Source organism: Streptosporangium sp. NPDC048886 (assembly GCF_055586905.1).
Map to the genome: position 1 here is coordinate 79,033 of NZ_JBVJHH010000018.1, position 17,407 is coordinate 96,439.

Sequence of the window (17,407 nt, forward strand, 5' to 3'; positions counted from 1 at the left end):
GCGGGAGCCGGCGGGGCCACCGTCCAGAGACGGAGCAGCGGGACTCGCGGCAGGGAGCCCCACGTCGACGCCGGATGCCCGTCCGCTACTCCCCACCTGGGGAGAAGGGCCTTCGGCGTCTGCGCGAAAAGGGGTGAACACCTCGGCCGGCGGCGTGGCACCGGCCTCGCCCGCCGTACGGGAGGCGGCTGTGGCGCCCGGAGGCGAGCCTGCGGCGCCCTGGGGCGAGCCTGTGGTGTTGCTCTCCTCCCGGGGAGCGGGCGTCCCGCCGGTCAGGGACGCGATGGTGGCCTCGGCGGCGGCCGCGGCCGCGCGGAAGGCGGCGAAGGCGTCGTCCGGAGCCGGAACGGCGGCCCCACCCGCCCCAGGGATGACCGCGCCGCCTGGAGACGGCGCGGAGGCGCCACCCGGCTCACCGGGACCGGCCGCATGACCGCTCGGAGCGGGAGCGGTGGCGGAAACGTCGCCACCCCACACGGAACCGGCCCCGCCGGCCGGGGGCGAGGACGGGAGAACGGCCCGCTCACGAGGAGCGACCGCACCACCGGCTGGAGAAGGCGCCGCGGACGCGACACCCCGCTCGCGAGGACCGGCCGCATGACCGCCCGGCGCGGGAGCAGGGGCGCCGTCCCGCTCACGGGGACCGGCCGCACCGCCCGGAGACGGAGCGGGCGCGTCACCGGGCCGGGGAGCGGCGGGCGTCCCGCCGGTCAGGGACGCGATGGTGGCCTCGGCGGCGGCCGCGGCCGCCCGGAAGGCGGCGAAGGCGTCGTCCGGAGCCGGAACGGCGGCCCCACCCGCTTCGGAGGGGACGGCCTCACTGCCCGGGGGCGGGGCGGACACCTCACCTCGCCACGCGGAGCCCGGCCCGCCGCCCGGCGAGGGCGGAGCACCGCCCCGCTCACGGGGGCCGAGCGCGACACCGGCCGGGGCAGCGCCCGCAGTCGTGACATCCCGATCACGCGGACCGGTCGCGTGGCCGCCCGGGGAGGGCGCGGGGGCACCACCGCCGCGCGCGGGACCGGCGACCGGGGGCAGACCGGCTCCGCCGTCCCGCTCACGGGGACCGGCCGCACCGCCCGGAGACGGAGCGGGCGCGTCACCGGGCCGGGGAGCGGCGGGCGTCCCGCCGGTCAGGGACGCGATGGTGGCCTCGGCGGCGGCCGCGGCCGCCCGGAAGGCGGCGAGGGGATCCTCCGGAGTCGGAGGCGGGGCGGCGGGGTGGCCGGTCTCGTGGATGGCCTGCGGGCGGGGGGTGAAGGCGTGGAGGGGCGCCACGTCATCGTCGGGCGGGATGGCGCTGAAGGTGACCGTCTGCTCGCCGGGGGACTCGGCGTCGTCCGACGAGATGTCGTCGGATGACTCCTGAGGGGCGCCGGCGAGGCGGTGGTCGCGCTCGCTCGGATGAGTGGGCCTGTTGGCAGCCGACTTCACGGTACCCGCTCCGCTCGAACCATCTCGACCTCCTGGCCGACCTTCACGACATCGCCGACGATCACGATCGCAGGTGGCCGAATCCCAGCCGCGGTCACGCGCTCGGCCACGGTGGAGAGCGTGGCGTAAAGAGCGCGTTGGGTGGGAAGAGTACCGTCCTGTACCACCATTACGGGAGTTTCTGGCGAACGTCCGTCTCGGATAAGCGTTTCGGCGATTGTTCCGATCCGTTCGACGGCCATCATGAGCACCAGGGTTCCGCCGGATCGCGCCAGATTCGGCCAGTCGACGGTGGATCTGGCATCGCCGGGCGGGACGTGCACGGAGATCACATGGAACTCCTGGCTCACGCCACGGTGCGTCACCGGCACGTTGGCCGCGGCGGGCACCGCGACCGGGCTGGTGATCCCCGGGACGACGAGGACCGGGATGCCCTCACGGGCGCAGGCGAGCATCTCCTCGCCGCCCCGGCCGAAGACGAACGGGTCGCCCCCCTTGAGCCGGACCACGAACTTGCCCTGCTTCGCATGCTCGATCAGCAGCTCGTTGATCTTCTCCTGGGCCATATAGCGGCCGTAGGGGATCTTCGCGGCGTCGATCAGCTCGACGTCCGGGGAGAGCTCGTCGAGCAGGGCCTGTGGGGCGAGGCGGTCGGCGACGACCACGTCGGCCTGGGCGAGCAGCTGCCGCCCCCGGACGGTGATCAGGCCGGGGTCGCCGGGACCGCCGCCGACCAGGGCGACGCCGACCGGCTTGGTGCGGTTGCGCCGGGCGTCGACCGTGCCGTCGCGGAGTGCTCCCACGACGGCGTCCCTGATCCCCGCGGCACGGCGGGGGTCGCCGCCGGCGGTGATCGCCACGCTGATCTCGTCCACCCGGCCGCTGGCGGGGGTCCAGGCCGCCGACGCGTCCTTGTCGTCGGCGCGCACGCACCAGATCCGCTTGGCCTCCGCCTCGGCGGCCACCGCGGTGTTGACCGCGCGGTCGTCGGTGCAGGCCTGGACCAGCCAGGCGCCGTCCACGTCACCGACCTGGTACGGCCTGGCCTCCCAGGTCACGCGGCCGGTCGCGATGAGATCGTCGAGGGCGTGGGTGACGCTCGTCGAGACGATGGTGACCAGGGCACCGGCGTCCAGCAGCGCCGGGACCCGTCGCTGGGCGACGCGTCCTCCGCCCACGACGAGCACCCGCCGCCCGGAAAGTTGCAAACCGAGCAGATAGGGCGACATGGTGACAGATCTCCCGTTCGCGATGAATGGTGAAGCATGGGTGTTAAGAGGTAAACCTACCGGCTAATGGTCTGCTGTTTGCTGCCCCCGTGTTAACAGGGTAAAGAAAGGGCTGACCGCGATTCACCGGTGGTGTCCGGACCGTGCGCAGGTCACGCCTCCTTGTCGGTGACCCCGGCCGAGTCGAAGGTCGCCACCTCGTGCATCACCCTGACGGCCGCGCAGACGATGGGGTGGGCGAGCAGGCCACCGGTGCCCTCCCCGAGCCGGAGTTCCAGCTCGACCAGGGGGCGCAGGCCGAGGTGAGCGAGCGCGGCGGCGTGGCCGGGTTCGGCCGAACGGTGTCCGGCCACGCAGTGGTCCACCACGGCGGGGGCCAGCGCCGCCGCCGCCAGCGCCGCCGATCCCGCGATGACGCCGTCGAGGATGACCGGCACCCGGAGAGCCGCCCCGCCCAGGATGAACCCGGCGATCGCGGCGTGCTCCAGGCCGCCCACCGCGGCCAGGATCTCCAGCGCCGGCACCGCCCGGCCCTCCGCGGACGCGCCGCCCGACCCTGTCGACGGGCCCTCCCCGGACACGTCATCCGACCCTCCCGGCAGGCCCTCCCCGGACACACCGCCCACCCCTCCCGGCAGGCCGTTCACCCGCAGGGCCCGCCGGACCACCTCGACCTTGCGGGCCAGGGTCTCGTCGTCGACCCCGGTGCCCCTGCCGGTCACAGCGGCCGCGTCCCGGCCGGTGAACGCGCAGATCAGCGCGGCCGAGGCGGTGGTGTTGGCGATGCCCATGTCCCCGGTGACCAGGCAGCGGGCGCCCTGCTCCACGAGGTCGCGGGCCACCGCCATCCCGGCCTCCAGCGCCGCGACCACCTGCCCGGCGGTCATCGCCGGCCCGAGGGACAGGTCGGCGGTGCCGTAGGCGATCTTGCTGACCGTCAGGCCCGGCGCGGGGGGCAGGTCGGCGGCCACGCCGACGTCCACCACGGTCACCGAGGCGCCGATCTGGGCCGCGAAGGCGTTGGCCACCGCGCCGCCGGCGAGGAAGTTGCCGACCATCTGCACGGTGACCTCCTGCGGCCACGGGCTCACGCCCTGGGCGTGGACGCCGTGGTCGGCCGCGAAGATCGCCAGAGCCACCGGGACCGGGAGCGGCGGCGGGCTGACGCCGGCGGCCCCCGCCAGCCGTACGGCCACCTCCTCCAGCACGCCCAGGGCACCCCGGGGCTTGGTCAGGCTGTCCTGGTGGGCTCGGGCCCCGGCGAGAGCCGCCGGGTCGGCGGGCCGGATCGCGGCGACGGTCTGCTCAAGGATGGTCATACCGTCTAGTGTCCCCTGGAAACGGGGCCTGCCGGGAGGGTCACCAGGCGATGCCGCTGAGCGCCTCCTCGTAGCGCTCGATGACCACGTCGGCCAGGCCCTCGCAGTCGCCGATGACGTCGGCGCAGCGGACGTCCAGCTCCGGGTGGCCCGCGGCGTAGGCCATGGCCTGGGCCCAGACGCGGTCCAGCACGCCGCCGGCGAACAGCAGGTAGGGCACGACGATCACACGCTTGGCGCCGAGGCGGCGGCAGCGTTCGATGCCGCCGGGGACGCCGGGCGGGGTGAGGGAGACGAAGGCGGTCTCCACCGTCATGTATTCGTGGGCGTGGGTCTCCCAGAACAGGCGGGAGACCCGGTGCACGTCGGCGTTGGAGGCGGGGCTGGTGGAGCCGTCGCCGACCAGGACCACCGCGGTCTCGCCGATCTCGATGTGCTCGGGCTCGTCGTCCAGCGGTCCCGCGGCCGCCGGGACCAGGCGGAGGCTGGCGACCTCGGCCGCGGCGTCGGCCAGGCGCTCGGCGAGCAGTGCCAGGATGCGGGGGTCGGAGCCCAGGGGGCGGCCGTAGTCGCAGGTGAGCATGGGGTGCCGCGCATGCTCGCGGGCCATCGCCGCCGGGATGTCGGCGCCGATCCGGGCGTCTCCGGTGAGGGTCAGCGGCAGCGCCACCATGCGGTGGTGCCCGTGCGCGATCAGCGAGGCGATCGAGTCGCTGAGGCGCGGCCTCGCCCTGGAGACGTATCCGCCGGACACGGCGGCCGCCGTCTGGTCCAGGCGGCAGCGGAGCCGGTGGACGAACCTGCCGAATTCAGCAGATCCGTTGTCGTCGTGTGAGCCCTGCCCGATGAGCAGCAGCGGCGGCTTCATAGAAACGGGACTCCAATGACCTTGACCTGGGAATACGCAACGGCGACTCGCGAGGATATCCGATAACGCCGCGGCATGGACAGGTAACGGATATGTAAAGTCGGCCGGAACGCGGACCGACGCTCCCCGCCGGCGGCGCCGCGGACGGCACCGGCACGACGCGCGCCTGATCAGGCCAGGTCGCTTCTGAGCAGGCCGAACACCACGACGTCGTGCGGGCCGTCGTCCTCCATCTCCGCGGCGCGCAATACGCCCTCCCTGACGAACCCGGCCTTCTCCGCGACCCGGAGGGAGGCGGTGTTGTCCAGGTGGGCGCGGAGCTCGATCCGGCGCAGGGCGGTCGTCTCGAACGCCCAGCGGGTCAGGCCGCGCACGGCCTCGGGGGCGTAGCCGCGCCCCCGGTGCAGCGGGTGCACTCCGTAGCCGATCTCGGTGGTCCCGGCGCCCCACAGGGTCTTGAACAGGCTGATCGCGCCGACGATGAGCCCGTCGGCGTCCATCGCCAGGTGCACGCCCTGGCCGGAGCGGCGCAGTTCGTGCACGCCGTGGGCGAGCCACTGGGCGATGCCGGACGGGTGACCGGGCGCACCCGGCGGTAGGAAGGCGTGACGCGCCCCGATCACGGCGCGGATCCGGCCGGCGTCGGCCGGGGCGAAGGGGCGGAGCGTGAGCCGTCCGGTCCGGACGGACGTGTCGGGTGCTAAGGCGGTCACATGCCCTCCCTGCCACACGGAGCGGGTGTCCCACGGCCCGTCGCCGCCGGGCACGTCTCCCAGCTCACCGCAGCCGGGCGCGCCCGCGCAACCGGATGCCCGCCCGCCGAGGGAGCCGAGGAGGCCGGGGAACGGGTAAAACGAGTAAGGGGCCGGTCCGGACGCGGAGGAACGGTGACGGTCAGCGGGCGATCACGACCTCCAGCGTCCGGGGGCCGTGCACGCCCTCGACCCGGTTCAGCTCGATGTCGCTGGTCGCGGAGGGACCGCTGATCCAGGTCAGCGGCCGTGACGGGTCGAGCCGGCCGACGGCCTCGGGCACGCCCGCGACGATCTGGTCGGCCCGGACCACGCACAGGTGGTAGTCCGGCACCAGGGTCAGCGCCCGCCGCCCCTGCCCGGGGCCGGCGTCCAGCACGATCGTGCCGGTCTCCGCGATCCCCACCGCGCAGGAGGTGACCACGCCGTCGGCCGCGTCCAGCTCCGCCGCGCTCAGTGCGGGCACGTCCCGCATGATCGCGGCCGCTCCGGCCCCGGACGCTCCGGTCCCGGACGTCCCGACCGCGGACGCTCCATGCCCGGGGGGTACGGCTCCCGCCTCGACGGCCGACCGCACGGCCCGCGCCCACTCCTCCGGCAGTCCGTCGGGGACGACCACCCGGCCGGCCGCCCGGCGTCCCAGCGCCGCCGTGATCGCCCCGGCCACCTCGTCCGCGTCCACCACGTGCACGACGGCCCGGTAGTCGGCCACCCGCTCGGCGAACAGCTCCACCGCCCCGGCCCGGTCCGACGACATGCGGTAGGCGCGGGTGATCCCGGGCTCCGGCGCCCCGGCCACCGCCGCGCGGATCCTCGACAGGATCAGCTCCCTGCTCCCCGTGCCGGGGCCGCCCGCGGCCGCCCCCGTGCCGGGTCCCGTCCGGCCGCCCGGGTCCGGGCCCGCCGCGTGCGCCCGCGCCGTCGGGCCTGGTCCGGCTGCTCCACCGCTCATCGGGCGCCTCCGTCGGTACGGTCCCACCAGTCGCGGAACGACTCGGCGGGAATGTCGGGGATGTCACGGGTGTCGGTCCAGCCGGCCAGCGGGCCGGGCAGGCGTCCGGGGACGAACCTGCGCAAGCGTGCGCCGAGCCGCTGGGCGCCGGCCAGCCGTGCCGGGCGGTCGAACACCCATCCGGCCGCGCGCATGCCCAGCCGTTCGGCACGCGGGTGGCGGGCCTTGCCGCGCAGGTGGACCAGGACCTCGGGGATGTCGATCGCCACCGGGCAGGCGTCGAAGCAGGCGCCGCAGAGCGTGGAGGCGTAGGGCAGCGAGGCGTCCAGCGCCGAGCCCATGCCGCGCAGCTGCGGGGTGAGGATCGCGCCGATCGGACCGGGATAGACCGAGCCGTAGGCGTGACCGCCCGCGCGCTCGTAGACCGGGCACACGTTCAGGCACGCCGAGCAGCGGATGCACCGCAGCGCCTGGCGTCCGACCTCGTCGGCGAGGACCCGGGTGCGGCCGTTGTCGAGCAGCACCAGGTGGAACTCCTGACCCTCGACCGCGCCGGTCCAGGTGGAGGTGTAGGGGTTCATCCGCTCGCCGGTGGAGCTCCTGGGCAGGAGCTGGAGGAAGACCTCCAGGTCCTGCCAGCTCGGCAGGAGCTTCTCGATGCCGACCACGCTGATCAGCGTCTCCGGCAGGGTCAGGCACATCCGGCCGTTGCCCTCGGACTCCAGCACCACCAGCGTGCCGGTCTCGGCGATCATGAAGTTGGCGCCGGAGACGGCGACCTTGGTGGACAGGAAGCGTTCCCGCAGGTGGAGCCGGGCGGCCTCGGCGAGGGCGCGGGGCTCGTCGGTCAGCCCCTCGGGGGCCGCGCGGCCGTAGGAGGCCATCTTCTCCTGGAAGATCTCGCGGATCTCCGAGCGGTTGCGGTGGATGGCGGGGACCAGGATGTGTGAGGGCCAGTCGTCCCCGAGCTGCACGATCAGCTCGGCCAGGTCGGTCTCGTAGGCGGTGATGCCCTCCTCCTGGAGGGCCTCGTTGAGGCCGATCTCCTGGGTGGCCATCGACTTGACCTTCACCACGCTGGTCTCGCCGGTCGCCTTGACCAGGTCGGCGACGATCCGGTTGGCCTCCGCGGCGTCGGCCGCCCAGTGGACGTGGCCGCCGGCCGCCGTGACGGCCTCCTCCAGCTGGAGCAGATAGCGGTCCAGGTTGCGCAGGGTGTGGTCCTTGATCTCCTTGCCCGCGGCCCGGAGCTCCGCCCAGTCGGGCACCTCGGCCACCACGGAGGCCCGCTTGCCGCGGATCGTGTGCGTGGCCTTGCGCAGGTTGAACCTGAGCTGCGAGTCCTGTACGGCCGCCGCGGCGTTGCGGGGGAAGGCGGGCATGCCGAGGAAGGTGCCGCCGCTCATCGGGTGGCCTCCGTGGCGGCGAGGATCTCGGCGAGATGCATGATCCGGACGCCGGTGCGCTGGCGCTTGAGCGTGCCGCCGATGTGCATCAGGCAGGAGTTGTCGGCGGCGCAGAGCACCTCGGCGCCGGTGCTCGTGACGTTGCGCACCTTGTCGCCGCACATGGCGGCGGAGACGTCCGGGTTCTTCACCGCAAAGGTGCCGCCGAAGCCGCAGCACTCCTCGGCGCCGGGGAGGGGGACCAGCTCCAGGCCCCTGACCTGCTCCAGCAGGCGGGTGGGACGGTCGCCCAGGCGCAGTCCGCGCAGGGAGTGGCAGGTCGGGTGGTAGGTCACGCGGTGCGGGAAGTAGGCGCCGACGTCGGTGACGCCGAGGACGTCGACCAGGAATTCGGACAGGTCGTGGACCTTCGGCACCGTCTCGGAGACCTCGCCGGCGAAGGAGGCGCCCCCGGTGCGGGCCAGGCGCGGGTACTGCTCGCGCACCATCGCGGCGCACGACCCCGACGGCGCGACGACCGCGTCGTATCCGGCGAAGACGTCCACGAAATGCCGTGCCAGCCGCCTCCCCTCCTCGGGGTATCCGGTGTTGACGTGCATCTGACCGCAGCAGGTCTGCGCCCGGGGGAACTCCACGTCACATCCGAGGCGGCGCAGCAGCGTCACGACCGCCCGCCCGGTGCCGGGGAACAGGGTGTCGTTCACGCAGGTGATGAACAGGGCGACACGCACGGCACTCCTTCCGTTCTATGGTCTGACCACAGTATGGTCTGACCATATTCGGTCACAAGAGGAGGCTCCTTGAGCGGATGGCAGCCCGTCCGGCGCACCCGGGCGTTCGAGGACGTGATCGCCCGGATCGAGGAGCGCATCGCCGACGACGGCCTCACGGTCGGCGACCGTCTGCCGGGCGAGCGCCAGCTCGCCGAGCAGCTCCAGGTCAGCCGGTCGTCGGTGCGCGAGGCGATGCGCGTGCTGGAGACGTTGGGCGTGGTGTCCTCGCAGGTCGGCCGGGGTCCCGACGCGGGGGCCGTGCTCACCTCGCGGCCCGCCGGAGCCCTGACCGACCTGCTCCGGCTCCACCTCGGGCTGGCGAGCCTGTCGCTTGAGGAGGTCATCGACGCCCGGCTGATGATCGAGCAGTGGTCGGCCGCGCGCGCCGCCCGGCAGGGGGCCGACCTGTCGGCCCTGAGCGGCGCGCTGGAGCGGATGGAGCGCGCGGCGACGGCCGAGGATTTCGTCGAGCACGACACCGCCTTCCACGTCGCCATCGCCGAGGCGTCGGGCAACCGCCTGATCGCCGCCATGATGCGCTCCCTGCGCGACTCGGTCCGGCGCTACGCCATCGAGGCGGTCGAGCGCCTCGGTGACACCGGCGGGCTCATGGCCGACCACCGCCTCATCCATCGGGCCATCGCCTCCGGGGACCCCGAGAAGGCATCGGCCGCCGTCGAGACCCACCTGCGGCGCGCCTACCCGGACATCTCACGGGCCACGGTCATCTCAGGGACCGGACCCGAGGACCGGGGTCGGTTCGAGGACCGCCCACGGGCCGAGGACGGGGGGCGGGGCGAGGGCGGGCGGGTCGAGGACCGCGGGCGGTCCGAAGTACGACGAGGGCCCGAAGAACGATGACGGCGCGGTGAACGAGGGCGGCCGGACGGAGTCGGCCGCACGGCAGTTCGCGCCGGAACACGCCGTCAGGGCGTCGAGCTGCCGGTCGAACTGGGTGATCACCGAGGGCGGGACCTTGGCCGCGAGGTTGTGGAGCTGGTAGGGGTCCTTGGCCAGGTCGTAGAGCTGGTACTCACCGGTCGAGTAGCGGACGAAGGTGTTGCGCGCGGTCCGCATGCCCTGGTAGGCGGGGACCGGGGTCTGGCGGGCCGACGCCTGGCTGGTCGGGCGGTAGAACTCGAGCAGGACGTTCTGCCGCCACGGCGCGGGCGTCCGGCCGCGCAGGAGCGGCACCATCGACCTGCCCTCGGCGAAGTCCGGCAGCTGGGCGCCGCCGAGCTCGGCGAAGGTGGGGGCGAGGTCCACGTTGGCGCACAGCTCGCCGACGGCCCCGCCGGCCTGGATGCCGGGTCCCCGGGCCACCAGGGGCACCTTGATCGACTCTTCGAACGGGGTCGTCTTGCCGTGGGCGAGCCGGTGCTGGCCCAGGTGGAACCCGTTATCGGAGCCGAAGAATATGTAGGTATCGTCCAGTTTGCCGGTGGCCCTCAGGGTCCCGATCAGAGCGCCGACCATGTCGTCCACGCCGAGCATGGCCCGCATCCGGCGGCGGTAGCGCTCGTCGATGCCCTCGATCGTCCTGGCGCTGAAGCGCGGGCGCGAGCTGAGCCAGCGGGGCTCGGCGCTCACGTCCGGCTGGTCGAAGGACGGGGGCCGGGGCGCGGTGGCGCCGGCGAAGGCCTCGGCGTGCCGGGGCGCGTAGTTGGCCGGGTTGTGCGGGGCGACCGGGGCGAGGTAAAGGAAGAACGGCTCGGCGCCCTGCCGGGAGACGAACGCTCCGGCCTTCTGGCTGAGCACGTCCGTCAGGTAGTCCTCCGGCGCGGAGCCGTGCGCCGTCAGCAGGCCGTTCTCGTTGAGGGTGTAGTCGTACTCGTCGTAGAGCCGGGTCACCGGCACGGCCCAGTCGTCCCAGCCCGGCGGGACGTAGGTGGCCGCGGCGACGCCACCGGGATAGTGGTTGAGGTATTTGCCCATCAGCCCGGTGCGGTAGCCGGCCGACTTCATCCAGGTTCCGAGCGTGGAACGTTCCAGATCGGAGTCATGGAATTTCGTGAAACCGCCTTCGGGCGCCGTATTGGTCAGCACACCGTGGCTGTGCACGTACTGCGAACGGAGAATCGACGAGCGCGAGGGGCAGCACCAGGAGTTCGTGACGAAGAAATTATCGAAACGCGTACCTCCGCGGACAAGATGGTTCCAGATATTAGGAAACTTCTGCAGGTCCACTGCGTCCAGATCATCTGCGAGGATGAAGATGATGTTCGGCCGTCCGGCCGCCTGCGCTCTCACGGGAGCGATCCCCGAGGCGCCGACGATGAACAGCAACATCAGACACAGAGCCTTGCGGACAGCACTAAGCACAGGTTCAGGTTTCCCGGAAACGGGAATACTGACACCTCGCTCTCGACCGGCCAATCTAGAACGTGTTCTAATCGCGGTGCGCATATCTGCATGGAGGCCCCGATGAGCACCGATCTGGAACTTGGCCTGAATCTCGGTTACTGGCAGCGGAACGCCGACGACGCCACCGAACTCGTCCAGACCGCGGAGCGGCTGGGTTACGGGTCCGTCTGGACCGCGGAGGCCTACGGCAGCGACGCCTTCACCCCCCTGGCCTGGTACGGCGCGCGGACGTCCCGCATCAAACTCGGCACCTCCGTGGTGCAGATCTCGGCCAGGACCCCCGCGGCGACCGCGATGACCGCGATGACGCTGGACCACCTGACCGGCGGGCGGCTGCTCCTGGGTCTCGGCGCCTCCGGGCCGCAGGTGGTCGAGGGCTGGTACGGCAGGCCGTTCCCCCGGCCGCTGGCCCGCACCCGCGAGTACGTCGAGATCATGCGTAAGATCTGGCGCCGCGAGGAGCCGGTGACCAGCGACGGCGAGCACTACCCGCTCCCCTACCCGGGCGGGGCGAACCTCGGCAAGCCGCTGAAGCTGATCACCCATCCGCTGCGCGAGGAGATCCCGCTCTACCTGGGCGCCGAAGGTCCCCGGAACGTGGCGCTCGCCGGTGAGATCGCCGACGGCTGGCTGCCGCTGTTCGTGTTCCCGGAGAAGGTGGAGCAGATGTACGGCCCGTCGCTGGCCGGGGCCGGGCCGGACTTCGACATCGCCGCCATGGTCATGACGCTGATCACCGACGACGTCGGCGCGGCGCTGGACGGCGTGAAGATGATGCTGACCCTCTACATCGGCGGCATGGGGGCCAAGAGCCGCAACTTCCACGCCGACATCATCGGCAGGATGGGCTACGCCGAGGCCGCCGAGGAGATCCAGGCGCTCTATCTGGCCGGCCGCAGGCAGGAGGCGTTCAACGCGATCCCGGACGAGCTGGCCGACGGCATCTCCCTGGTGGGTCCGGCGGGCCGGATCCGCGAGCGTCTGGAGGCCTGGCGCAAGAGCCCGGTCACCAGCCTGCTGGTGATGGGCCCCCGCGACGAGACCTCGCTGAGGACGATCCGCGATCTGGTCCTGGGCTGACCCGGGTCAGGCGACGACCTCTTCCAGCTCGGCCGCCACGATCCGGTTCAGCGACGGCACGACCGCCGCCGCCGGACACCAGCAGCGCGCCGTAGCCGGGACGCGGGGCCGACACGGCCGCGTAGGCGACCGGCAGGCGCGCCGCCTGGGCGGCCAGCGACGAGGTGGACCCGGCGCCGCCGAAGTCGATCACCCCCGCGGCGAGGAGCTCGCCGGTGCGGGCGGCGTCGGCGTAGCGGTGGACCTCGATGCCGTCGAGCAGGTGGTCGAGGCGGGACAGCAGGTGCAGCCAGGGGTGGTGGGCGTGCACCCCGATGCGGATCGCCATCGAATCGCTCCCAGGTCTTCTTTACGGGCCCCGAAGAGGAGCCGCCGGGCGAGGGGGCCTCCTGCCCGCCGGCTCCGTCCTCGTGAGCGGCACCCGTGACCATGAGGTCCGCCCCCGTTCACGGGAACACCCGGCCGGGAGGTCTGCGCCCGCCGCGCGGGTCCGGCCCCGCGACTCCTCCGCCGGCCGGGGTCCCCGTGCTCCTGACGGTAACGATCCGCCTCCACATTTGCAAGTTTCCCTACTGGTTAAATAGGAATCTCTAGTCCGGGCGGGGCGCGGGGTCGGCGGTCACCGAGCGCAGGAGCGGGGCACTCGCCGCTCCGGCCCCGACCACCCCGGCGAACCCGAGCACCACGCAGACCAGCAGGGTGACCACGCCGGTGACGTTCATCGCCGAGATGGCGAACGGGGCGGCGCAGAACATGCCGACCGCGATGGCGCCGCCTCCCATGACCGCCAGCGGGATGAGCGTCTCCGCGCGGCGGGCCCTGTCGAGCACCTCCAGCGGGGTGCCCGCCAGGCGGAGCAGGGCGTAGGTCTGCCTGCGGTCCAGGACCGAGGAGGCCGCGGTGATCCCGGCGCTGGCGATCGCCACCAGGAACGAGACCGCGAGCACGGTCACCGTGCCGGTGCCGATGTCCTCCAGGACCTGGATGCCGGAGCGGTCGTCGTCGGCGGCCGAGGTGGCCACGTGCCCCGGGACCAGGCCGTCGAGCGCGGTCCGCGCCCGGTCCACCGACGCGGCGTCGCGCTCGCGGAGCGAGGCGGTGAGCAGCCTGCTCCCGCCGTCCCCACCGGCCTTGACGGTGGCCGGGACGCCCGCCGCCGACAGCCGCTCGCGGGCCCCGGCGGTGACCTCGGCCACCTGGGCGGCGGGGACCGACAGCCGCAGTTCGGCGGGGTCGGCGTCGCCGAACAGGCCGCTGCCCGGGCTGAGCAGGCCGATGAACCCCGCCACGAACCCGGTCAGGGCGACGCCGCTCACGGTCCGCCAGGCCGCCTTGGGGTCGTCCACCAGGCGGCGCCCGGCCAGCAGCCGGGCCGGGCCGCGGGCCATCCGCGAGACGATCCGGCCCAGCATGCCGACCACCCACGGGCCGGCCAGGTTGATGGCGAGGAAGGCGAGGCCGAGGACCACGGCGACCACCCCGACACCGGCCCCCAGCCCGAGCGCGGGCACCACCGCGAGGATCGCCAGCAGCGCGACGACCCGGACGAAGCGCATCGCCGGAGGCGTCTCCCGCTTGGCCACGCCGAGCGGGCTGACCACGACCCGGCGCAGGCCGACCACCGCCGACAGGCCCACCAGCAGCGGCACGGCCACCAGCACGCCGAGTACGGCGAGCACGCCGGGCCACATGTCGGACAGGAACCAGGAGCCGCCCGCGATCTCGATCCCGGTCAGCAGCGGGACGCCCAGGCCGTACAGCGCCATGCCGAGCACCGCGCCGCCGAACGCGGTGATCACCGCCTCCGCGACGGTCATCGCGACCACCTGGCCGGGGGTCGCGCCCACCAGCCGGAGCGCGGCCAGGCGCTGGTCCCGGCGGGCCACGGTGAGCCGGGCCGCCGCGCCGCCGAACACCAGCAGCGGCACGACCATGAGCACGCTCGCGATCAGCCCGAGCGCCATGTACGCCTGCGCGTCACCCGTCGGCTGCCCGGCGAAGCCGGAGATCCTCACCGGTCCGACGCCGGCACGCGGATCGTCCGACGGCTCGACGGTCATGATCGGGGCGTCCGGGACCTGGCCGCGGACCGCGACGAGCTCGCCGGGGTGGACCAGTGCCTCATCGCCGACCGTCCCGCCGACCTTCTTTGGGAAGCGGCCGGCGAGCTGGCCCGCCGGGAGCTGCCCGGCGAGCTCGGCCAGCGCCGGGGAGAACCAGACCTCGCCGGGCGCGGGGAAGCGCGCCAGGCCCGGCGGCGGGGCCGCCCCCGGCTCCAGCGCCGCCAGGTCCACGACCGTGATCCGCCGGTCCCGCACGTAGTCGGCGTGCACGGCCTCGACCGCCACGGCCTTCCCGGTGGCCGCCACCGGGTTGCGCCACGCCTCCCGGTCGGCCCGTCCCTGGAAGGCCATGTTGACCGCCACGGCGAACAGCAGCAGCGCGGTGGAGACCGCCACCGCCGCCACGGTCAACCCCGCGCCCAGCAGGCCGCGGCGGCCGCCGCCGCGCAGCAGCCGCCAGGTCAGGCCCATCAGCCCGCTCATCCGGTCACCTCGGGCAGGACCTGGGTCGACGGCTCCTGACCGGCGGCCGGCTGCGCGCCGTACCGGCCGGGGAGGATCTGGCCGTCGCGGACCTCGACCGTCCGGTCGCACCATCGGGCCACCTGGGGGTCGTGGGTGACGACCACCAGCGAGGCGCCGTTGTGTTTGGTGGCCTCCACCAGCAGGCGCATCGTGTCGTGGCCGGTGCTCTGGTCGAGCGCGCCGGTCGGCTCGTCGGCGAAGATCACCGCCGGCCGGGTGACCAGCGCGCGGGCGATCGCCACCCGCTGCGCCTGGCCGCCGGAGAGCTCGCCGGGGCGGCGGCCCTCCATGCCGCCGAGGCCGAGCGGGCCGAACCATCCGCGGGCCTGCCGTACGGCGTCGGCCCGGGACACGTTGCCGAGCATGAGAGGCAGCGCGACGTTCTCCTCGGCCGGCAGCTCCGGCAGGAGCTGGCCGAACTGGAAGACGAACCCGAACCGGGTACGGCGCAGGGCGCTGCGCTCGCGCTCCCCCAGCCCGTCGATGCGCCGGCCGAGCAGGTGCACCTCGCCCGCGTCCGGCTTCATGATCCCGGCGAGGCAGTGCAGCAGGGTCGACTTGCCCGACCCGCTCGGCCCCATGATCGCCACAGCCTCGCCGGCACCGACGGCCAGCCCGACGCCGCCCAGCGCCACAGTGGGGCCGAACCGCTTGACCAGACCGGCCCCTTCAAGAACAACACTCATGGCGACGACTCTCCCGCTCAGGGGCACCGCGGCGGATCAGCCGACCGTCCGATTAGCGGGCGGGGCCATCGTCCGAAAGTCCGATGCCACATTTCGAGCTGGCAGAATCCATCAGGTGACGATTCGGGTGCTCATCGCTGACGACCAGGAGCTGGTGCGGACCGGCTTCCAGATGATTCTGGACGCCCAGGAGGACATGGAGGTCGTGGCGACCGCCGGCAACGGCGCCGAGGCGGTCGAGCACGCCAGGAGGCTCCGGCCCGACGTGTGCCTGCTCGACATCCGGATGCCCAAGCTGGACGGCCTGGAGGCCACCCGGATCCTGGCCGGCCCCGGCGTCGCCGACCCCATGCGGGTGGTCATCGTCACGACCTTCGACCTGGACGAATACGTCTACGGGGCGCTGCGCGCGGGCGCGACCGGATTCCTGCTCAAAGACAGCGGGCCGACGCTGCTGATCGAGGCGGTCCGGGCCGCGGCGGCCGGGGACGCGCTGGTGTCGCCGTCGGTGACCGTGCGCCTGCTCGAACACCTGGCCCATCCCCGGGCCGGGACCGCCCGCCCGCTCAGCGAGCCGCTGACCGAGCGCGAGCTGGACGTCGTCCGCCTGGTGGCCAGGGGACGGACCAACCAGGAGGTCGCGGCGGAGCTGTTCGTCTCGCTGTCCACGGTCAAGACGCACCTGGGGAGCATCCAGGCGAAACTCGGCGCCAGGAACCGGGTGGAGATCGCGGCCTGGGCGTGGGAGTCGGGTGTGGTGAGCTGATCCGCCCGGCGCGGACAGGCAGATCAGCGCAGGCGCGGGAGGGGACGGACAGGCAGATTAGCGGAGGCGTGGGAGGGATAGGAAAAGGGGCGAGTCCTTCAGCGCATGGCGGGGGGAGATATACATGCGCTCCGTCCCATCCCTACCTAAAAAGTCTGCTTCAGCCGTATACGCGACCCTCACCGCCCAGGTAGCCGCCACCGCCGCCCTGGTGGTGTTCGAGCAGGCCCGTGGCCGGCGGCTGGCCCGGGAGATCTCGGCACTCGGCGGCGACCCCCATGCCCCCGGCGCGCAGGCCGTCGCCGGCGCGGTCAGCGTCTTCGCCGTCCTCGTCATGCTCACCGCCGCGACGACCGTCGCGGCCGTCGCCGCCTACCTGACCTGGCTGGTCCAGGCCCGCCAGAGCGCCGTCCCCGGGGCGCCGGCGGGCCTGGTGCTGGCCGCCTGGGCCGTGCCGGCGGTCAACCTCATCGCCCCGCCGGTGCTGGTGCACCGCCTCTGGCGTGACTCCCGCCCGCCGGCCGGCCACCACGGCCGCTGGGCGGCGCTGCTGGCCGCCTGGTGGCTGAGCTGGCTGACCCTGCTCGCCCTGGCGCTGACGCGGCCGCCGCTCGGCACCCCGGGTGACAGCGAGCTGACCGGCCTCGGCCCGGCTGAGCTGGCCGCCGTCGCGGTCTCGGCCCTGCTGTGCGCGGCGACCGTCCGGCAGATCACCCGGATCCAGGCCATGGGCACCGGCCGGGCCCCGGCGGGCCCGGCCGCGCCGCAGGTCCTCTCCCGGCTGCTCACCGAGCGGGGCGCGGCGCGGCAGGCCCAGCACTGACCGCGAGGGCACCCCGGGAGGGGCGTGGCGGGCGGGACCGTCAGTCCCACGCCCTCAGCACCGTCAGTCCCACGCCCTCATCAGCAGCCAGCCCTCACCCGCGGTGTCGAAGCGGAGCTCGTAGGTGCCGAGCCTGCTGCCGGGGTCGGCCTCGACCCGCCAGAACCGGCGCTCCCCCGGATCGCTGTCGGAGGTCTTCCACCACTCGCGCGAGACCACCCAGTGGTCCACCACCCGGCGGACGGCGTGCAGCCGGTCACGCCAGACGAACTGGACCGGCCGCCCCTCCCGGGTCCACACCTCGATCGGGTCACCGTAGAGTCTGCTCACGACGCCTCTCCCCCCGTGGATTCCGGATCGGCACCCG

General features: G+C 73.5%; 15 protein-coding genes and 1 pseudogene. 4 read left to right on the forward strand and 12 right to left on the reverse strand.

Annotated elements, in window-relative coordinates; genetic code table 11:
* Positions 1-1,430 precede the first annotated feature (1,430 nt).
* From cobA to ACZ6R6_RS23065, 7 genes are all read right to left on the reverse strand, one after another.
* Positions 1,431-2,663, reverse strand: a complete 1,233-nt coding sequence (gene cobA / locus ACZ6R6_RS23035; RefSeq protein WP_470096383.1) for a uroporphyrinogen-III C-methyltransferase — start codon at positions 2,661-2,663, stop codon at positions 1,431-1,433.
* Positions 2,664-2,815: 152 nt separating this feature from the next.
* The gene (locus ACZ6R6_RS23040) at positions 2,816-3,982 is read right to left on the reverse strand and encodes a nicotinate-nucleotide--dimethylbenzimidazole phosphoribosyltransferase (protein ID WP_470096385.1); all 1,167 of its coding nucleotides are present in this window, start codon (positions 3,980-3,982) and stop codon (positions 2,816-2,818) included.
* Positions 3,983-4,022: 40 nt separating this feature from the next.
* Positions 4,023-4,850, reverse strand: a complete 828-nt coding sequence (locus ACZ6R6_RS23045) for a sirohydrochlorin chelatase (protein ID WP_470096387.1) — start codon at positions 4,848-4,850, stop codon at positions 4,023-4,025.
* Between the two features lie 170 nt (positions 4,851-5,020).
* Positions 5,021-5,563 carry a GNAT family N-acetyltransferase gene (locus ACZ6R6_RS23050; protein WP_306866196.1) on the reverse strand — a complete coding sequence of 181 codons (543 nt, stop codon included), beginning with the start codon at positions 5,561-5,563 and terminating at the stop codon, positions 5,021-5,023.
* A 181-nt stretch (positions 5,564-5,744) separates the two neighbouring features.
* Positions 5,745-6,554 carry a LutC/YkgG family protein gene (locus ACZ6R6_RS23055; RefSeq protein WP_470096390.1) on the reverse strand — a complete coding sequence of 270 codons (810 nt, stop codon included), beginning with the start codon at positions 6,552-6,554 and terminating at the stop codon, positions 5,745-5,747.
* A complete protein-coding gene (locus ACZ6R6_RS23060) occupies positions 6,551-7,960 on the reverse strand; it encodes a lactate utilization protein B (RefSeq protein ID WP_470096392.1) in 1,410 nt (469 codons plus the stop codon). The genes ACZ6R6_RS23055 and ACZ6R6_RS23060 overlap by 4 nt, the downstream gene beginning before the upstream one ends.
* On the reverse strand, positions 7,957-8,691 hold the full coding sequence (locus ACZ6R6_RS23065; RefSeq protein WP_470096394.1) for a (Fe-S)-binding protein: 735 nt from the start codon (positions 8,689-8,691) through the stop codon (positions 7,957-7,959). The genes ACZ6R6_RS23060 and ACZ6R6_RS23065 overlap by 4 nt, the downstream gene beginning before the upstream one ends.
* Before the next feature lie 114 nt (positions 8,692-8,805).
* Between ACZ6R6_RS23065 and ACZ6R6_RS23070 the strand changes: the two are divergent.
* Positions 8,806-9,414: pseudogene (locus ACZ6R6_RS23070) on the forward strand (FadR/GntR family transcriptional regulator); the annotation flags it as partial.
* A gap of 48 nt (positions 9,415-9,462) precedes the next feature.
* Here ACZ6R6_RS23070 and ACZ6R6_RS23075 read toward each other — a convergent pair.
* Entirely contained in the window at positions 9,463-11,022 is a 1,560-nt protein-coding gene (locus ACZ6R6_RS23075; protein WP_470096396.1) for a sulfatase family protein, read from the reverse strand.
* A 135-nt stretch (positions 11,023-11,157) separates the two neighbouring features.
* Here ACZ6R6_RS23075 and ACZ6R6_RS23080 point away from each other — a divergent pair, with 135 nt between their 5' ends.
* Positions 11,158-12,177, forward strand: a complete 1,020-nt coding sequence (locus tag ACZ6R6_RS23080) for an LLM class F420-dependent oxidoreductase (RefSeq protein WP_470096398.1) — start codon at positions 11,158-11,160, stop codon at positions 12,175-12,177.
* Here ACZ6R6_RS23080 and ACZ6R6_RS23085 read toward each other — a convergent pair.
* The 3 genes from ACZ6R6_RS23085 to ACZ6R6_RS23095 form a co-directional block, all read right to left on the reverse strand.
* The gene (locus ACZ6R6_RS23085) at positions 12,104-12,505 is read right to left on the reverse strand and encodes a hypothetical protein (protein ID WP_470096400.1); all 402 of its coding nucleotides are present in this window, start codon (positions 12,503-12,505) and stop codon (positions 12,104-12,106) included. The two genes, ACZ6R6_RS23080 and ACZ6R6_RS23085, sit on opposite strands and share 74 nt — an antisense overlap.
* 262 nt (positions 12,506-12,767) lie before the next feature.
* On the reverse strand, positions 12,768-14,723 hold the full coding sequence (locus ACZ6R6_RS23090; RefSeq protein WP_470096402.1) for an FtsX-like permease family protein: 1,956 nt from the start codon (positions 14,721-14,723) through the stop codon (positions 12,768-12,770).
* A complete protein-coding gene (locus ACZ6R6_RS23095; protein WP_470096404.1) occupies positions 14,720-15,451 on the reverse strand; it encodes an ABC transporter ATP-binding protein in 732 nt (243 codons plus the stop codon). The genes ACZ6R6_RS23090 and ACZ6R6_RS23095 overlap by 4 nt, the downstream gene beginning before the upstream one ends.
* A 115-nt stretch (positions 15,452-15,566) precedes the next feature.
* Here ACZ6R6_RS23095 and ACZ6R6_RS23100 point away from each other — a divergent pair, with 115 nt between their 5' ends.
* Together ACZ6R6_RS23100 and ACZ6R6_RS23105 are read left to right on the forward strand one after the other, a co-directional pair.
* Positions 15,567-16,217 carry a response regulator gene (locus ACZ6R6_RS23100; protein ID WP_470096406.1) on the forward strand — a complete coding sequence of 217 codons (651 nt, stop codon included), beginning with the start codon at positions 15,567-15,569 and terminating at the stop codon, positions 16,215-16,217.
* Between the two features lie 124 nt (positions 16,218-16,341).
* A complete protein-coding gene (locus tag ACZ6R6_RS23105) occupies positions 16,342-17,040 on the forward strand; it encodes a DUF4328 domain-containing protein (protein ID WP_470096408.1) in 699 nt (232 codons plus the stop codon).
* Between the two features lie 63 nt (positions 17,041-17,103).
* Here the strand turns inward: ACZ6R6_RS23105 and ACZ6R6_RS23110 are convergent, their stop codons facing one another.
* A complete protein-coding gene (locus ACZ6R6_RS23110; RefSeq protein ID WP_470096410.1) occupies positions 17,104-17,370 on the reverse strand; it encodes a DUF6504 family protein in 267 nt (88 codons plus the stop codon).
* Positions 17,371-17,407 lie beyond the last annotated feature (37 nt).